The 18,465-nt window shown below is 37.3% G+C and carries 16 protein-coding genes; 8 read left to right on the forward strand and 8 right to left on the reverse strand.

Annotated elements, in window-relative coordinates:
• The first annotated feature begins 259 nt into the window (after positions 1 to 259).
• Both BMW42_RS06810 and BMW42_RS06815 read left to right on the forward strand, forming a co-directional pair.
• Positions 260 to 1,654: an APC family permease gene (locus BMW42_RS06810; RefSeq protein WP_035267885.1), complete on the forward strand. Its 1,395-nt coding sequence runs from the start codon at positions 260 to 262 to the stop codon at positions 1,652 to 1,654.
• A 307-nt stretch (positions 1,655 to 1,961) separates the two neighbouring features.
• Complete coding sequence (locus tag BMW42_RS06815; RefSeq protein ID WP_092766849.1) at positions 1,962 to 3,479, forward strand: outer membrane protein transport protein; 1,518 nt, start codon at positions 1,962 to 1,964, stop codon at positions 3,477 to 3,479.
• 36 nt (positions 3,480 to 3,515) lie between these two features.
• On the opposite strand, the gene BMW42_RS06820 is transcribed toward BMW42_RS06815, so the two are convergent.
• On the reverse strand, positions 3,516 to 3,968 hold the full coding sequence (locus BMW42_RS06820) for a hypothetical protein (protein ID WP_143047403.1): 453 nt from the start codon (positions 3,966 to 3,968) through the stop codon (positions 3,516 to 3,518).
• 167 nt (positions 3,969 to 4,135) lie between these two features.
• Here BMW42_RS06820 and BMW42_RS06825 point away from each other — a divergent pair, with 167 nt between their 5' ends.
• The gene (locus BMW42_RS06825) at positions 4,136 to 5,215 is read left to right on the forward strand and encodes a TIM barrel protein (RefSeq protein WP_092766851.1); all 1,080 of its coding nucleotides are present in this window, start codon (positions 4,136 to 4,138) and stop codon (positions 5,213 to 5,215) included.
• 61 nt (positions 5,216 to 5,276) lie between these two features.
• On the opposite strand, the gene BMW42_RS06830 is transcribed toward BMW42_RS06825, so the two are convergent.
• The 4 genes from BMW42_RS06830 to cysG form a co-directional block, all read right to left on the reverse strand.
• On the reverse strand, positions 5,277 to 6,251 hold the full coding sequence (locus BMW42_RS06830; protein ID WP_092766852.1) for an isopenicillin N synthase family dioxygenase: 975 nt from the start codon (positions 6,249 to 6,251) through the stop codon (positions 5,277 to 5,279).
• 108 nt (positions 6,252 to 6,359) lie between these two features.
• Positions 6,360 to 7,694 (reverse strand): solute carrier family 23 protein, encoded by a 1,335-nt coding sequence (locus BMW42_RS06835; RefSeq protein WP_092766922.1) that lies wholly within the window; start codon positions 7,692 to 7,694, stop codon positions 6,360 to 6,362.
• A 449-nt stretch (positions 7,695 to 8,143) separates the two neighbouring features.
• On the reverse strand, positions 8,144 to 8,623 hold the full coding sequence (locus BMW42_RS06840; RefSeq protein ID WP_035267879.1) for a tRNA (cytidine(34)-2'-O)-methyltransferase: 480 nt from the start codon (positions 8,621 to 8,623) through the stop codon (positions 8,144 to 8,146).
• Positions 8,624 to 8,651: 28 nt separating this feature from the next.
• A complete protein-coding gene (gene cysG / locus BMW42_RS06845; protein WP_092766853.1) occupies positions 8,652 to 10,037 on the reverse strand; it encodes a siroheme synthase CysG in 1,386 nt (461 codons plus the stop codon).
• 199 nt (positions 10,038 to 10,236) lie between these two features.
• Here cysG and BMW42_RS06850 point away from each other — a divergent pair, with 199 nt between their 5' ends.
• The 5 genes from BMW42_RS06850 to BMW42_RS06870 all read left to right on the forward strand — a co-directional run bounded on the left by BMW42_RS06850 (position 10,237) and on the right by BMW42_RS06870 (position 15,249).
• The gene (locus BMW42_RS06850) at positions 10,237 to 11,487 is read left to right on the forward strand and encodes a dienelactone hydrolase family protein (RefSeq protein ID WP_035267873.1); all 1,251 of its coding nucleotides are present in this window, start codon (positions 10,237 to 10,239) and stop codon (positions 11,485 to 11,487) included.
• Positions 11,488 to 11,532: 45 nt separating this feature from the next.
• On the forward strand, positions 11,533 to 12,054 hold the full coding sequence (locus BMW42_RS06855; protein ID WP_092766854.1) for a flavin reductase family protein: 522 nt from the start codon (positions 11,533 to 11,535) through the stop codon (positions 12,052 to 12,054).
• A 30-nt stretch (positions 12,055 to 12,084) separates the two neighbouring features.
• Entirely contained in the window at positions 12,085 to 13,170 is a 1,086-nt protein-coding gene (locus BMW42_RS06860) for an LLM class flavin-dependent oxidoreductase (RefSeq protein ID WP_092766855.1), read from the forward strand.
• A 60-nt stretch (positions 13,171 to 13,230) separates the two neighbouring features.
• Positions 13,231 to 14,073, forward strand: a complete 843-nt coding sequence (locus BMW42_RS06865; RefSeq protein WP_228143095.1) for a hypothetical protein — start codon at positions 13,231 to 13,233, stop codon at positions 14,071 to 14,073.
• 156 nt (positions 14,074 to 14,229) lie between these two features.
• The gene (locus BMW42_RS06870; RefSeq protein WP_092766856.1) at positions 14,230 to 15,249 is read left to right on the forward strand and encodes an AraC family transcriptional regulator; all 1,020 of its coding nucleotides are present in this window, start codon (positions 14,230 to 14,232) and stop codon (positions 15,247 to 15,249) included.
• Positions 15,250 to 15,318: 69 nt separating this feature from the next.
• Here the strand turns inward: BMW42_RS06870 and serS are convergent, their stop codons facing one another.
• From serS to lolA, 3 genes are all read right to left on the reverse strand, one after another.
• A complete protein-coding gene (gene serS / locus BMW42_RS06875; protein ID WP_092766857.1) occupies positions 15,319 to 16,590 on the reverse strand; it encodes a serine--tRNA ligase in 1,272 nt (423 codons plus the stop codon).
• A gap of 112 nt (positions 16,591 to 16,702) precedes the next feature.
• Complete coding sequence (locus BMW42_RS06880) at positions 16,703 to 17,488, reverse strand: RsiV family protein (RefSeq protein WP_092766858.1); 786 nt, start codon at positions 17,486 to 17,488, stop codon at positions 16,703 to 16,705.
• 110 nt (positions 17,489 to 17,598) lie between these two features.
• Complete coding sequence (gene lolA / locus BMW42_RS06885) at positions 17,599 to 18,297, reverse strand: outer membrane lipoprotein chaperone LolA (protein WP_092766859.1); 699 nt, start codon at positions 18,295 to 18,297, stop codon at positions 17,599 to 17,601.
• Positions 18,298 to 18,465 lie beyond the last annotated feature (168 nt).

The raw sequence follows: 18,465 nt of genomic DNA on the forward strand, positions 1-18,465 counted from the left end.
AAATAAGTAAAGATACGCTTAAAACTAGCCTGATGTTTTTTTAGACATCAGGCTTTTCATTTGTTAGTTGTTTTAACTTATGAGTTCAATACCTTTGGCATAAATCCTGCTAAAAAAACTCGCACAAACTACTGACAAACTGCATCAATTTGGTTTAGATTGGCGCACTTTTGAAAAAACATTAGGGGGGATCGTTCGTCTCAAACGATCCTTAATTGATTTGACTGATCCTTGATCAACGATTAAGAGGATAAAGCCGTTGACTAATATAACTGGGACTCAATCGGCAGCTAAACTGCAAAAAACGCTAGGACTCTGGCACATCATTATTATCGGTTTAGCTTATATTCAGCCAATGACGTTGTTTGATACTTTCGGTTTGGTATCAGAAGAAAGTAATTTCCACGTTCCTACATCATATATTTTTGCACTTGTTGCAATCCTACTGACTTCATTGAGTTATGGTCATATGATCCGTAGATATCCATCTTCAGGTTCAGCGTATACCTATGCTCAAAAATCTATCCACCCTAACGTTGGTTTTATGGTTGGCTGGTCATCATGGTTAGATTACCTGCTCTCCCCCATGGTCAACATCATCCTTGCGGTGATTTATCTTGAGGCTTTATTCCCTGATGTCAATCATTGGGTCTGGGTCATTGTGTTAACAGCATTTATGACAGGTATTAACCTTCGTGGGGCGCGATTTGTTGCAAATTTCAACAGTTTAATTGTATTCGTACAATTAATTGTGATCGCTGTATTTACATGGATGGTCTATACCAAGCTCCAAATGGGATATAACGCGGATGGTCCAATCTCTGCTGAACAACGCTACCAACTTTGGAGTTTAGAACCATTTTGGAATGAGTTAACTTCAGTGGGTGCCTTGATCACAGGTGCAACATTACTCTGCTTCTCATTTACAGGATTTGACTCACTCAGTTCTCTCGCTGAAGAAACTAAAGATACTGAGAAAACGCTACCAAAAGCAATTTTCTTAACTGCTTTAATTGCAGGGATTATCTTTATCGTCAGCACTTACTTCATGCAGATCTATTTCCCTAATAATCCGGGATCATACTTCCAGAATATTGCAGAAACTCAACCTGAAATTTTGTTGTTGGTTGGTGGATCTTTGTTCCAGTCTTATGTGCTTGCATTTGCCATCATTACTGTTATGGCATCAGGTATTTCTGCACATGCAGGTGTATCACGCCTTATGTATGTTATGGGACGCGATGGTGTCATCAATAAGAAAATTTTTGGTCACATCAGCCCTAAAAACTTCACTCCATCATATAACATCATGATTGTAGGTGCAGTCGCATTAACCGCTGGTTTTATGGATTTAGACTTTGTCATTTCATTAATTAGCTTCGGTGCGTTAACAGCATTTAGCTTTGTGAACTTATCTGTTATCTCACGCTATGCGTTACGCGATGGTCGTACTAAAACAGCGAAAGAAATTATTAATTTCGTTATCGTACCATTACTCGGCTTTATTGCAGTATTTGCATTGTGGTTAGAGGTCGATCAAGCATCGCTTAAATATGGTTTGATTTGGGCGATTGGTGGTATTTTGTATTTAGGTTATAAAACCAAAGGCTTTAAATACCCTGCTCCACAACATGATGAGTTTAATGATCGTTAAAAATTGATTTTTTAGAAAAGGCGCTTAGGCGCCTTTTTTTATCATGGAAATTGACCAAAATGATCAAACATCAATCAAAATTTATTATTTAAAAAATAAACTCTACATCATAATATGCAGCTTTATTTCAAAATAATGAGACAAATAACACATTTAAACACAAATACATGAAATTAAATAAAAAATGATTGGCAAAAAATTACATATTTGTCAGGATACTCATTGACCAAAAATTACACGATGTGTATAAAGAGCAAAATATTTGAGTAAAAGCTCTAATAATATTCATTACACAGGGAATGTAATAATGCGTTTGAATACACTTACTGGGGCGATTTTGGTCGCAATGTTTCCAACCGCGGGCGCTTATGCTGCAGCTATGGATCGTTCAGGCCAATCGATGAATGGCTTTTTACAGCCAGGAAACTATGTAGATTTTAGTTACTCAATTTTGGATGCTGATCTTTCAGGAACAATGAGAACTGAACCTTCGGGTCCTGCATCTGCAGGATTAAGAGACCCGAATGGTTGGAATATGCCTACAGCAGATGATATTAACGCAGGTGGGGAAATTGCGGGCTCAAATTTAAGTGATATTGCAGACACGTTCGGATTTGCAAATATTAATTTAAAATTTCAAGTGACTGACAATATTTCATTAGGTTTAATTTATGACCAACCTTTCGGAGCAAAAGCCTCTTATTCAAATTCTGATAAAAAACATTCCAGAGTCAACAGCTCAGGACGATTGCCATTAGGTGACCTTGAATCTGCGACAAAATATGGTGCATTTCACAGTGAGTATGGCAGTACAGAGGCTGAAGTTTCGACAAATAGTTTATCTCTAGTCGTAGGCTTCCAACCTAATGAACACCTTAATTTTTATGCAGGCCCAGTTTATCAAACAGTAAAAGGTGATCTTAGTTTACAAGGAACTGCTTACAGTCTGTTGGGAGGTTATTTATGTAATTCACAGACTAGTGGTGTAGCACTGTGTAGTACTTTTAAGGAAAAAGGTACAGGTTCAAGAGATCTTCTTGGTCGTGATACAAGAAAAGATTATCAAGGCTATAAAGCAAGTATGCCTGAAGAAGGTGCTTTTGGTTGGCTAGCGGGTGCTGCATTTCAAATTCCTGAAATTGCATTAAGAGCTTCATTAACCTACAGATCAAAAATTTCTTATTCAGTTCAAGCTGAAGAAAGTATGCCTGAAGTGATTACAGATACATTACCTATTGTACATCCTGGGTGGCATATTGTAGATAAAATTGGGGCACTTGGTACCGACTACCAATATACAGAAGGTAAAACCTCAGCATCAACTCCACAATCAGTTAACCTAGATTTCCAATCAGGTATCATGGCTGATACATTAGCTTATATCAATTTACGTTGGGTAGATTGGTCTGAGTTCAAAATCCGTCCATACAAATTTGGAGTTTTAACTTCTTCTATTACGGAGGGACAAGGTAAAGGACCTCGTGGTTTCGACTTAATCGCTTATGAAAAAGATCAAATATCTGCAACATTCGGTATCGCAAGAAAATTAAATGAAAAACTCGCATTGACCATTATCGGAGGATGGGACTCTGGTGCAGGTGAATATGTTTCTACCTTAGGTCCATCTGAAGGTTTTTGGAGTGCAGGATTAGGTGGTCAGTACAGCTTTAATAAAAATACATTCATTCAAGCGGGTGCACGATATTTTTGGTTAGGTGATGCAAAAGCTCAATCTGCTAGTTGGTTCGGAACCGATCGCTATGATGCAGATTTTAAAGACAATACAGCTATTGGATATAGCTTTAAAATTGGTTACCGTTTCTAGAGTTTAAAAAGCACGGATTTTTCATCCGTGCTTTTTTTAAATTAATCGACAACTAAAACCTAATTTAGTATCAATTTGATTATCTTTGAATCCCAAATACTCAATAAACCTGTTTCGATCATCCACAATTTTCTGTTCATCTATAGACATACGATGGCGATTTTTTTGCGCTAAAGAATATGTTTCATCTACAGAAGCTTGATATATATGACATAATTCAAGCTGTTTGTTACTTTTTAACACCAAATTTTTTCCTGTCCGCTCGAAATCATTTCGTTTTAACGCCGTACTCCAATTTTCCAAATTTTTGAACATTTTTACTTTCATCTGAGCTAATGCTTGATCGATTTCCTGTTGAGTCAATGGATTAATATTATTTAAATCCGCTTGTTCTTTATTTTCATTTTGTGCCATCACTTTAGAGGTCGTCATTCCTGCACAGATGATTACTATAATTCCATAGCTGTATTTTTTAATGTTTTTAATCATACATCCCCGTATCTAATTTATTTCGATAAATTTATGCTCGTATTAGACAACTGATATTTTAAAAAAGCCATTTTAATAATGTAATAGATTGAAATATTAAAGGATTAAGGCATTTTTTTTGCATTATCAATTCACTGATTTAATTATATATTTTTGGTATTGAATTTATGAAAAAAATGTTTCCATTAGGCTGTGCTGGACTAGGCATACAAGCCTCATCATTTGAGCATCCAGTATCTCTTGAAGAACCATCAATAATGGAAAAATTCGATCTACTTGCAGAATCGAGCGTGTGGGATTTTATCGATCACATTCCGACTCATCGTGAAATGATTGATGATTACATTAAAGGGAGTCAAAAATACAATATTCCAGTTTATTCAGGTTACGGATGCTATATTTGGGGAGAACATGAAAAAATATTCAAAGAAAATATCGAGCTATCATGTGCCGTAGGCGCCAAATACCACAACATTATGCTTGCAGCAAAAGACAGTAAATTCAACTATCTTAATGATCAACAAGTTGCTGATGCCTATTTATATTTTTATGAGTATGCTCAAAGTAAGGGTATAACCATTACCTTTGAAAATCACGTAGATAATTGGTCTGAAGATTATCGCCGGATAGAGAAAGTTGCAGCTTTAGTCAATCATCAAGGTATTCCATTTAAAATGGCGATGGACTATAGCCACTGTATTTTCAAAATCGAAAATCCAATCGAATCTTATATCTCTTTTCAACATGACCAAGAAGCGATTAGAAAGCTTGATCCTTTCAACTGCGATAGTTTTGCAGATGATTGGTTAAATCAAAATTTGGTACATTGGGGGCAAATACGTCCTGCGGTTCCAAACGGGCCATTAAATACATGGTCCCAAGAATACAGCCCATGGGAAGGTCACGGTCTTAATCGCCCTGGAAGAGGCATTCAATACCCATTTAGGCAGCCACCAAAAAATGCGTGTCCCCATGATGAATGGCATGCATATAAATTAAGCTGCACCCAAGAGGTCATTCGCAAGATGATTGACCATTATTTGGATCATGAGGATACAAATATTGAAATCATGACCGTGGATAATATTAATTTATGGTCCTATGGTTTGGGTTGGAAATATAATATGTTTGCAGATAGCTGCGACATAGCGCGCTATATTAGACAAATATATGCGGAAAGAGCATCAATTCATTATGCTAAAAAAGGGCTAAGTTCTGAGGACTTTATCAATCAATATCGCTCATAAATCACTAGAATAATTAAAAAAAAAGCATTATATAGATAATGCTTTTTTTGTATCGCGAGATTTAAGCTACTGCATTCTCTTCCGCTTTTTTATATGAACGATTATACATTTCTTCTAAATGCTCCCCTACTGTACATGGTGCATATAAAGGTAATTCACCTTCTTTCAATGTTCCAGGAACTGGCTCAATCACAGCGTGATAGTCTGGTTCATAAAAAAATGGAATTGAGTAACGATAAGCACCATTTGAAAAACTATTTTTTACTCGATGTGGATTGGAGTGATATAGACCATTGGTCCATTTTGGAATCATATCACCTAGATTAACTACAAATGTTCCTTCAATTGGTGGTGCTGCAACCCACTCTCCGTCAGGCATGCACACTTCTAATCCGCCTATTTGATCTTGTGCCAAAATGGTGACTGACCCCCAATCTGTATGCGCGCCAACGCCATATGTTTCATCATCATCTCTAGGTGTAGGTGGATAACGCAACATACGTAAGGTTCCCATAGGATCTTTACTAGAAGCATCAAAATAGTTCGATGGCAGATTTAACGTTAATGCCAAAAGTTGCATCAGAAAATTTGCCAGTTTATACATTTCATCGATGTACTCCTGACAAATCAATTCACATTGAGGTAATTCTTCAGGCCACTGATTTGGACCATAGTTTTGATATTTAGCGATTGCAAAAGGATGATCTTGAGGATAATTACGACCACAATAAAACCCTTCTTTATAATCTGGCTTGCCGTAAGGGTCTAATTGCTGACCATTTAGTTGATCAAATCCACGGAATCCAAAAAAATTACGTACATCATATTTTTGCTTAACGTCTTCTGGAAGCGCCAATAATTCTTTTGCTAATGCAAACTGTCGCGTCATCATTTCTAAAGGAACTGTATGATTCTTCACATAGAAAAAACCTGAATGCATCGCAGCTTTTCTCAGTTCAGCAACTGCACGTTTAGTCGCCTCACTTTCTGGTTTGTTTATATCTACGCCTGCTAAATCAATTACTGGTATTCCCATTTTTATCCCCTTGTATCAGGTATACATCTTTTACGTTTTCATTATCTTGCTGAAACTTTCGACAATTTAGGATTGACTAAAATTTGTCTTAAAAGCTAAGTCTCAAACTTAAGTTTTTTCTGGTACAACCTCTGCTACTATTTGATTCTGCTTTTGCTTAGCTCGATTAAAAATCAGATTTAGAATAATTCCAGCAAATGTCGCCGTTGTAATGCCGCCGAGATCAAGTCCACCAACCATAATCGAATAGTTCCCTGCGCCCATAATCACAGTCACTGATGCCACAATAATGTTGCCGTTTTGAGTAAAATCGACTTTATTTTCGATCCAGATTTTCGCACCAGCGATTACAATTAAGCCGAAAACAATCATTGAAGTCCCTGTCAAAATTGCGACAGGTAATGTGCTAATGAGTGCTCCAAATTTTGGTGATAATCCCAGAATAATGGCGACAATACCCGCAATTACAAAAACCACTGTAGAGTAAATACGCGTTGCCGCCATGACCCCAATATTCTCTGCATATGTAGTTAATCCAGTTCCTCCTACAGCACCAGACATAGAGGTACATACCCCATCTGCCAAAAATGCTCTACCCATATAAGGCGTAATATTTTTGCCTGTCATTTCACTTACAACTTTGAAATGCGCAAGATTTTCAGCAATAAGAATAAATGCGATAGGTAGAATCAGCAGAATTGCATTCATTTGAAATTCAGGTTGATATAAAGTTGGTAAACCAAACCATGCCGCATTTGAAACCGAGCTAAAATCGATTGGTTTACCCATTCCCATCATGTTAGCTAAAACAAAATATACAAGATACGAAACTATCAAACCCACCAATAGCAATAATCGTCTCAACATTCCACTTGTAAATACTGCGACACCACCAATACACATTGCGGTCAACAAAGCCATCCATGTATCAAACTCTTTACCTGATACGGCTTTAATCGCCCCAGGTGCTAAATTTAATCCAACAATCATAATGATTGCACCAGCAACAACTGGTGGTAAAAGATTCTCCATCCATTGAGAACCCGTTTTCATTACAAGCAAACCCATCAAGGCATAGAAAATGCCACAAACCACTATTGCACCTAAGGCAATCCCAATATTTGGATTTAACCCTGAACCGGTATAGCCTGTTACAGCAATCACAGCACCAATAAAAGCAAAACTCCCCCCAAGATAGCTTGGCACTCTCCCACCTGTGATAAGGAAAAATAATATCGTGCCAATACCAGATAACAGGATCGTTAGACTAGGATCAAACCCCATGAGCAGCGGTGCCAACACTGTTGCACCAAACATGGCAAATGTATGTTGAAGTCCAAGTACAATACTTTGTCCTGCAGGCAAGTACTCGTTCATGGCAACGGGAGTTTTTTCAATATCCCCTTGAAAAGGAGTAAATTTGGAAAACCAATTCTCTTTCATCACATACCACCCCATTGGTAATGTGAGCCAATGTCGAACATCTTTAGACATTGGCTGTACAATGATAAATTCATTTCGTTTAAGTACAAATCACAGTTCGTCTATCAAATTTATCGGAACCATATATTCACTTTAACTAAGCAACAAATATACCAATTGGTCGAATTTCTAATATCTCGTTTGGATGACAGCTAGTTTAAGATCAACAAAAATCAAACCTAACACTCTGTTTTATATAAATATTAAATTCATTAACAAATAAAAAATTTGACCATTTTGTATATTTTTTAAACTTTTACTCAAAAAAATTGGATTCCCGAAATATAAAATCAAATCGTATTTAAAATCATTATTTTAATTTTATTCTTAATGAATATTTCATTATATTAGCCAAGTTTTACTAAACTTTTATGCATTAAAAAAGGTCACCTTTCGATGACCTTACTGACTTAAGTTAAATCTTTAAATCCTTGTTGTCGCCATGCTTCATAAACAATCACTGCCGTAGCATTAGATAAATTTAAGCTTCTAGAATTTGGTGCCATGGGCAAACGAATCCAATGTTGCTTTGGGAACATCATACGGACATGTTCAGGTAGTCCGCGCGTTTCAGGCCCCATGAGTAAAGCAACTGGCCTATTCAGATTCGAGGTATGTGGTGTTTCGGTACCTTTGGTCGTTAAAGGATAAATCGAATCTTGATCCACACCTTGACTCGCTAGATTTTCCAGACATGCTTCAATATTATCCCATATCTGCATGCGAGCCCATTCATGGTAATCTAATCCAGCACGCTTTAACTTCTTATCATCCAGCTCAAAACCTAGCGGTTTGACCAAATGTAATTGTGCTCCTGTATTTGCACATAAACGGATAATGTTTCCTGTATTTGCAGGAATTTCTGGTTCGTATAAAACAACATGAATCACAATAATTTCTCAACTTTATAGCAGACTTTTACAGTTCGTCTTGCCATTTCAACTGTTCTCTTAATTTCACCACCTCACCAATAATGGTCAAAGTTGGCGCCTGAATTTGATTTTCTAACACTTTCGAAGCGATATCTGCCAAAGTCCCCACAACAACTTTTTGTTCTGGTGTCGTACCTTTAGAAATTAAAGCTACAGGCATGTCTGCTCGTTGACCATGTTGAATAAGCTTTTCACAGATTTTTTCTAATCCAACAAGTCCCATGTACAGTACCAATGTTTGGTGTTCATACACGAGTTCATTCCATGGAAGTTCAGGAGAACCTTCCTTCAAATGTCCAGTCAAGAAGCGAACACTTTGTGCGTAATCACGATGAGTTAAAGGGATACCCGCATATGCTGAACACCCTGATGCTGCGGTAATTCCGGGAACGACCTGAAATGAAATTCCTGCCTCATAGAGTTCTTGAATTTCCTCACCACCTCGCCCAAAAATAAAAGGATCTCCTCCTTTTAAACGGCAGACACGTTTGCCTTCATTCGCATATTTCACGAGTAAAGCATTAATACCTTCTTGTGGAACAGCATGATTTGACCTTGCTTTACCCACATAGATTTTTTCAGCATCCCGGCGGCATAACTCCATAATAGCACCAGAAACTAAACGGTCATAAATCACAACATCTGCTTGTTGCATCAACCTTAAAGCTTTGAGTGTGAGAAGCTCGGGATCACCTGGACCTGCCCCAACTAAATAAACTTCACCTTTGGGTTTGTTCCATTCTATTAAAGACTGATGAATAATTTTTTCTGCTTCAGCCAGATTATTATTAAATACACGCTCTTTGAAAGGTCCAGCATACAGCTCTTCCCAAAAGATACGGCGTTCATCAGGATTTTCAATTTTTTGTTTTACACGTTGTCGCCATTCACCAGAGATTTTAGCTAATGTTCCGATTCCATGCGGGATTACAGTCTCAAGTTGAGTTCTAATCTGTCTGGACAATACTGGGGATGTCCCATTACTCGCAATTGAAATAACAAGTGGAGAGCGATCAACAATTGCAGGGACCATAAATCGGCAATGTGGTGGATCATCAACACTATTCACCAATACATTTAAGTTTTCACATTCTTCAAAAACTTGTTGATTCACTAAAGGCTGATCTGTGGCAGCAATCACTAAACGGTAATCGTTTAATTTTAAATCGTGATCTTCAAAATGAGCTTGAATGTATTGACCAGAGCTTTTCTCGACAATCTCTAAAAGTTGCGCCTCAATCTCAGGTGAAATAACCGAAATTTCTGCTCCTGATTTTTGCAGTAACAGTGCTTTGCGATATGCAATATGCCCTCCACCGACAATCAAACAAGGTTGCTGCTGCAATTTTAATGAAATTGGAAAAATATCCACTGAATCGATCCTCATATGCCTACTATATTTTAGCACCTTCTCCACGACTCAAGCTGCTTAAAAGTAAGCAAGTGGTAGCTTTTTTAACAGATGCATATCGATGAAGGGACCTAAAACGGATAAAACTTGAACTCTATTTGGATAGTCAAAAATCCTGCTGATGCCGATGATAAGTTCAACAGTAAAGGAGATTATCGAGATGGCTGGTTCATATATTGATGTACATTCATCAGCAGGTTCGTTTAAAGCATATCTTTCAGTACCTGAAGCAGGTAAAGGTCCTGGTCTTGTGTTATGTCAGGAAATTTTCGGTGTTAATGAAGTTATGCGTCAAAAGGCAGACTTTTTGGCTGAAGAAGGTTATACCGTTATTGTTCCTGATTTATTTTGGCGTATTCAACCTAATGTAGAACTCGGTTATACCGAAGAAGACTTTCAAAAAGCATATGACTTATATACTCAATTTAATCAAGATCTGGGTATTGAGGATATCAAATCTACAATTGAAACACTCAAATCCCTTGAAACAGTTGATCAAGATGCAGGTACTGGATTGGTCGGATACTGCCTAGGCGGTAAATTGGCATATCTCGCAGCTTGCCGCATTCCAGATTTAAAGTGTTCTGTTTCTTACTACGGTGTAGGAATCGAGCAAAACCTAGAAGAAGCAGTCAACATTCAATCCAAACTGGTTCTTCATTTTGCTGAACAAGATCAGTTCTGTGATTCTAACACTCGTGATCAAATCCTACTTGCTCTGCAAAACAACTCAAAAGTCGAAACATATATTTATCCAGATGTTGATCATGCTTTTGCTCGCCCACAGAGTATGCATTATCACAAGCCTAGTGCACTCATGGCACATGAAAGAACCATTACAGCTTTACGCAAAGCAATAGGACCAAATTACGACCTTGCTGCGCTATGGGAAGAGCATGTTCGATTTGAATTTGACACTCGAAATGTTCCAGACACGATGGCAACAATGGTGGCAGAGCCTTATGTCAATCACATTCCAACATTGACAGGTGGCGTCGGCTACAAGCAATTAGCTCGCTTCTATCAATACCATTTTGTTCATAACAATCCAAAAGATATGAAACTAACGCCTATTTCACGAACTGTAGGCGCAACTCAAGTCGTTGATGAATTCATTATGAGTTTTACTCATGATGAGGAAATTGATTGGTTAATTCCTGGAATTAAACCGACAGGAAAATATGTAGAGATTCCAATGCTCGGCATTATCAAGTTCCGTGGACCGAAACTATGTCATGAGCATATCTATTGGGATCAGGCAAGTTTACTGGTGCAAATTGGCGTATTAGATCCAACTGGACTACCTGTTGCAGGTGTTGAAACTGCCAAGAAACTTTTAGATGAAACTTTACCCTCAAATGAACTGATGCCAACTTGGCCATCCAGTGAAAATAAACCGATTGGCGAATAAAGGAACTCATTCTGACAATCAGAATTAAGATGAAGGATTATGATCATGTTAAATGAAATGACACCTGTAATACAGTTGGAGCAACGCTCGTTACGCCAACTCTTAGGTCAGTATGCAACTGGGATTACAGTAGTAACTGCATTAGATTCAAATCATAAAAAAATTGGAATGACAGCGAACTCATTTACTTCTGTATCGCTTGATCCACCTTTAATTTTATGGAACATCGCAAAATCTGCGACACATTTCGAAGATTTCAAACAGGCAGAATATTTTGCCATCAATATCTTGAGTGAAGATCAGTATCAAGAGTCTAAGCATTTCTCAAAATCTTCTGATGACAAATTCGAAGGCTTAGATGACGTTGATGAGTATATGGGCATCCCCATTCTAAATAAATCCTTAACCACTTTTGTTTGTCGTCAGTATGAGCTTCATGAAGCTGGGGATCACTACATTATTGTGGGACAAATTGAAGCCTGCCGTAATCAGCTTGGAAATCCATTGGTGTTCCATAACGGGCAATATAAACAAGCAAATCTTCATCAAGCATTTACTGGTGTATAGCGAATTCACGAAATTTAAGGATTTTTTAAAATGAATCAACATCACTTTTTCAATGATAGTCGCTTTCTACTTGGCTCATTTGCTTCTAACTGCTCAGGTGGAATGACCATTTCAACTCTTGAAGATCGATGGAGTGCGAGCTGGGAAAAGAATCTCGAACTAGGAAAAATGCTAGATGAAGCTGGTATCGACTTCATGTTACCGATTGCTCGCTTTACAGGCTATGGCGGTGAAACAGACTTTCAGGGAACAATTTTAGAGACCATGACTTGGGCGGCCGCATTATTGGCTTTAACCAAAGACATTACAGTTTTTGCGACAATTCAGACCGTCCCCAATCATCCAGTTGTAGTTGCCAAGCAAATTGCAACGCTATCTGAGATTAGTCAAGGTCGTATTGGACTCAACATCGTTGCAGGCTGGAATAAACCTGAATATGAAGCACTCGGTCTACATTTACCTGATGATCACGAAACTCGTTATGGTTATGCACAAGACTGGTATGACTTGATTAAAAAAGTATGGACCAGTGAAGAAAAATTTGATTTTGAAAGTAAGTTTTTCAAAACCAAAGGAACTTATGGAAAACCAAAACCACTTGTACATCCGCCTATCTTCAATGCTGCTGGTTCAAAAAATGGACGTGAATTTGCCGTTAATAATGCGGACTTTCTTTTTACACCAGCTTCAGACTTGGGCAGAAGCAAGATTGAAATTGATGAGCTTAAACAAGCAGGTCGCGACGTAAACCGAGAAGTCAATGTAATGACCTTCTCCCATGTCATTTGCAGACCTACACAAGAGGAAGCCAAAGCAGAATGGGATCGTCAATTAAACAATGCTGATACTGTCGCCGTTGACAATCTGATGAGCTTAATGTTTGCACATGCTCAAAGTTTCCCAAAAGAGGTTCAACAATCCATTCGTGATGCAATGAGTGTAGGCCATGGTGGCTTTCCATTAGTCGGTACACCTGAACAAGTCGCGCAAGGTATTTTAGATTTACATGAAGCTGGTTTTAGAGGAACGACTCTTTCATTCCTCGATTATAGCCGGGAATTTCCGTATTTCCGTGATCATGTTTTACCAATTTTGGAAAAGCATAATATTCGTTAATCCACCACTTAAGCCGACAGTTTCACTGTCGGCTTATTTATTTTAAGAGGGAATTTAGCTGTGAATTATATTTTAAAGAGGTTATTCACTGGATCAATCTGCTTTGCATTAGGCACTGCAGTTCAAGCGGCAAATTGGAGTGATACTTCACTGGCTGTCAGTTATGGTCAAGATTTCTCAGAACCATTTAAAGACGGTGATTTTGACAAGTATATTTTTAGTCTTGTACACCTAAGCGGCTATAAATATGGCACCAATTTTTTTCAACTCAATATGCATCAATCCTCAGCTGAACCAAATGCAAACAAAGCTTCTGGTCAAGGAGCTCAAGAGGCATATGCAATTTATCGTCATACCTTAGATATCCCAAGTATCACGCAACACAAACTGAATGATTCTAGTTGGTTCAAGACATATGGTTTTACAGTAGGTTTTGACTGGAATACAAAGAATGATGATTATGGTTCAAATCGACAAATGTATGTTGCTGGTCCAAGTGTTACATTAAATACGCCAGGCTATCTTAATCTCAGTTTGCTAGGTTATTACGAGAGCAATGATGCTAATGTACTGAGTAAAAAATATACCTACGATCCTTACTTAGCACTTCAAGTGCTTTGGGATTTTCCTATTATGCAATCGAATTGGAATTATCAAGGCATAGGTGTTTGGATGAGCACCAAAGGGAAAGATCCTTTTGGTGAGCCTACCGCCAGCGAAATCTTTGTAGACATGTCTTTAATGTATTCTTTACTTAAAGATAAATCTGCCAATCAACCAAAATTGAAAGCTGGGATTGCTTATCAATACTGGAAAAATAAATATGGTAATGATACATCTGGTGTTGCTGGTTCAGGAGCGACCGCGAGTAGCCCTATGTTACGTGTTGCTTACCACTTTTAAATAACATATCAAATTAATCTAATTTAGTACCAAAAGAGTATTTTTATATTCTGCTATTTTAGATTAATTTATTTATTTGAGATAAAACAAAAAAAGCAAAATCATGGATTGATTTTTGCATAAGTAATGATAAGCAAGCTAAGGATAGAGGTATTTATGTATAGCCAGCAACATAGGTCTATTTCTACGATTCAATCACATACGCAGAATATTCATGATGCCAACCATTGTCTTGATTTAATCATTGGCCCACATGATTTAGTCGATTTTAATCAATATGAACCATTGGATTTTAGTTTTAATGGATCGCAAATCGGTCGTATGATTATTGGGGATTTAACATATGGTAAAGATGTAATTTTCAAAACGCATACGCATGAAAATATGAACCACTTTTGTATAACGCGCCCTAAAATTGGGCGACCACTATTTAAAAAAGATGGTCAAACTTTTTACGCCTGTTATGATCAAGCATCCATTGTTTCACCTGAAGATAAATTTGAACTAATTATTGACAAAGACTGTGTGCAAACATTCATTTCTTTTTCAAAGACTTTTGTTGAAAAAATACTTTCAGATTTAATCTCTCAGCCAGTTACCGAACCTTTGGTATTTCAAAATGTGATGGATCAAAACAACCCGAAAATTAAAGCATGGTGGGATTTAATTGACAGTATTAAAAATTTCACAAACAATTTTACCAATACTTCATTTTTTCAAGAAATGCGCTCAGATTTTGAATATATTATTGTGAAGTCATTATTATTATCTCAACCCAATAACTATAGTGATTTAATTTATAAAAATACTTTAGATTATCCTGACTTCTTTACTCGCTTATTAGAATTCATACAAAAAAATATACATCAAAAAATTGAAATTTCAGATTTAGAATATGCATCTGGATTAAGCAAAAAAAAGCTGAATACAATTTTCAAAAAATATTTAAAATGCAGTCCAAATGCTTATATACGCCATTACCGACTTAAATGTATTTATAATGAAATTTCACAGTCTACGCATAAAATTAATATTACTGAAATTGCTTATAAATGGGGTGTTACACATTTAGGTCGTTTTTCACTTGAGTATAAAGATGCATTTGGGGAAAAACCGAGTGAGACCTTAAAAAAAATTATTGAAAGGCAAACAGGCAGTGCTCAACTCATTCATTAAAACACGTTCATTAAAACACTCAAAAAAAAAAGCTAACTCAATTGAGTTAGCTTTTTTGTGTTTTATCGATTAATCGATAAAACTTTGTCCACCCATATAAGGACGTAAGACTTCAGGAATCTCAATCGAACCATCTTCACGTTGATAGTTTTCCATCACCGCGAGCAAAGTACGACCAACTGCTAAACCTGAACCATTCAAAGTATGAACAAACTCTGTTTTCTTTTGATCAGCACGGTAACGAGCTTTCATACGACGAGCCTGGAAATCCCCCATGTTTGAACACGATGAAATTTCACGATAGGTATTTTGGCTTGGTACCCAAACTTCTAAGTCATAAGTCTTCGTTGCACCAAAGCCCATATCACCACCGCATAGGATGATTTTACGATATGGCAATCCAAGCGCCTGTAAAATACCCTCAGCATGCCCTGTCAACTCTTCCAATGCTTGCATAGAGTCTTCAGGTTTAACAATTTGAACCATTTCTACTTTGTCAAATTGGTGCTGACGAATCAAACCACGTGTATCACGGCCATAAGAACCAGCTTCACTACGGAAACAAGGTGTATGAGCAGCATATTTCAATGGTAGACGCTCAGGATCAATAATCTCATCACGCACAAAGTTGGTCACAGGCACTTCAGCAGTTGGGATCAAGTAATATTCTTTGTCACCTTGAAGCTTGAACAAATCTTCTTCAAATTTAGGCAACTGACCAGTTCCACGTAATGAATCAGCATTCACTAAATACGGTACATAAGCTTCTGTATAGCCATTTTTCAATGTATGTGTATCTAACATGAACTGCGTTAGTGCACGTTGTAAACGTGCAAGCGGACCCTTGAGCACACTGAAACGAGTACCTGTTAACTTAGTCGCTGTTTCGAACTCGAGTCCACCCATCCACTCACCAAGATCAGTGTGATCTTTAATTTCAAAGTTGAATTCACGAGGCGTACCCCATTTTAAAATTTCAACGTTGTCATTCTCATCTTTGCCCTCTGGCACCGACTCATGAGGTAGGTTTGGAATAGAAAGTGATTTTGCTTCAATTTCAGCTTGTAGTTCTGTTAACGCAAGCTCAGCGGCTTTAATTTCATCTCCGATCGCGCTCATACGAGCCATGATTTCAGAGGCATCACCACCTGTTTTTTTGATTTGACCAACTTGTTTAGCACCCGAATTACGTTCTGCTTGTAAAGCTTCCGTCTTAGACTGAATTTCTTTACGACGAGCCTCTAAAGATGCCCATTCTTCTACGTTGAGTTGCACGCCACGTTTAGCTAAGGCTAAATTTACAGCCTCTATATTATTTCTAAGTAATTTCGGGTCGATCATGGTTAATCTTTTCAGGGAAAAAAACTGCCTATAGTGTAAGCGCTTCGTTGAAAAAAATACAGTCGAAGCGCTGACAGCTGAAGCTTATTGAATCAAATTAAAATAGAGTCAATTACTCAGCAGTGAGTTTGGGTAGATTTGGAAGATATTCTGACTGTATCAAACCATTCACACTCACATAAGGTAAAGTGAGTTCAGACATTCCTTCAGCATAGGACGCGAGCTCATACAGCGGATAAACAAAGACGATACCATCAACTCCGTAATAGAAATTGTCGCTTAATTCGAGTTTATCTTGTTCAATATTGTGATCTGTAAGCCACATACTATTAGCACTATAAAGTGTTTCTAATAGCTTTTTATTTTGACCTTTCACAATTAAATCTTGTAGTGCTATTCTTTTTTTAGTTTTTAAATCGAAATGAACATATTCTTTATGGTACATCCCATGTGCTGCACCAGCAGGATATACATAGCTCAGATATTCAAAACTCGCTATATTCTGATGTTGACTTAAATAACGTACCACAGTCTGACTTTGACTCAACTTCAGCGGATCAACAGTTTTAGTCTCTGAGCTCTTAGTAGCCGATTGGAATGGTATAGGGTCTGCTTTTTCTATCCGATTTTTAAAATACATATTAATCCACGGATGATTAGTTTCAACCGTTTGGAATGAATATTCTGTACACCCTGCCTCATCGCATACTTGCTTCTGTTTAGGCTTTAATTCGACGTTCTTCGATTCGATATACCAAGATTCTGATTGTTTTGCTTGCGCAGCAGTCTCATTGCTTTTTTTAGTTTCTGCATCAGATTTAGGCTGACAAGCGCCTAACATGATCATTGATGCACAAATAACACTCAATTTTCCAAACCGATTCATGTGTTTTAGCATATAGCCTCCAATAAAAATGAGTGTTTAACACAGAGACTATAAATTCTAGATGACATGAATTCAGTTGAAATTTGTAGTTAAAAAAAGCAGCGATAAACGCTGCTTTTATATTATTGGTCAATAATGTCTGTGCCTTTAGGCGGTGTAAAGTTAAATGTTGAATCCGGAATACCTGCATTCACTTTCACATTACTAAATTTAACGTGTGTAGTTTGTCCTAATGAATCTTCTAAAATCATTAAGCTTGGCGCTTTATTTACACCGAAACTAATGGTCAGACTCTGAAAGGCACCATCTTTCTGCTTAGGATATAACGTGTAATAAGTTTTAGCTTTATTTGGCTGTGTTACACGATATGACTGCATAATTTGGTTGGTATTACCAGACAATAATAATGCTGGTGTATTGGCAACTTGCTCATCCATATTTTGACGAATTGCCTGCTGTAGATCTGGGTCATAGATCCAAATCATCTTTCCAGAAGTCACAATTGTTTGTTTTGCTGGTGCTGTAGTTTCCCAATAGAACTTACCTGGACGAGCAACTTTCATCACCCCAGTAAAAGTCTGATTCATATGTTGAGCACTCAAACCTTGTTTTTGTGGTGCTTTACTAGATTTAGTTGCTTTCGTTGTTTGTTCAAAATTTGCCGTTAAACTTTTTATTCCGTTTAATTGACGAACCAAGTTTGCGGTCGCTTGTTGCTCCGAAGCAGCCACTGGCGCTGCGAAAACTTGAGTGCTTGCGACTGGTGCCATCATTGCAGCACTCATTGTAATTGCACCAATCGTTTTACGAAGCATTGTCATGATCCCACCTTTTGTTATTGATCATCATTTGATATGGAGTCATCTTAAACCAAATTTGATCGCTAATAATTGAGAAAATAAGAACTTTTGTATTGTTATTTAGCTAAATTGTTGAAAATACTTCATCATGATGAAGATTCACTTCAGTTCAAAAACTTTCTTTCAGAT

Source organism: Acinetobacter sp. DSM 11652, from assembly GCF_900109815.1.
In the GTDB taxonomy this organism is placed as follows: domain Bacteria; phylum Pseudomonadota; class Gammaproteobacteria; order Pseudomonadales; family Moraxellaceae; genus Acinetobacter.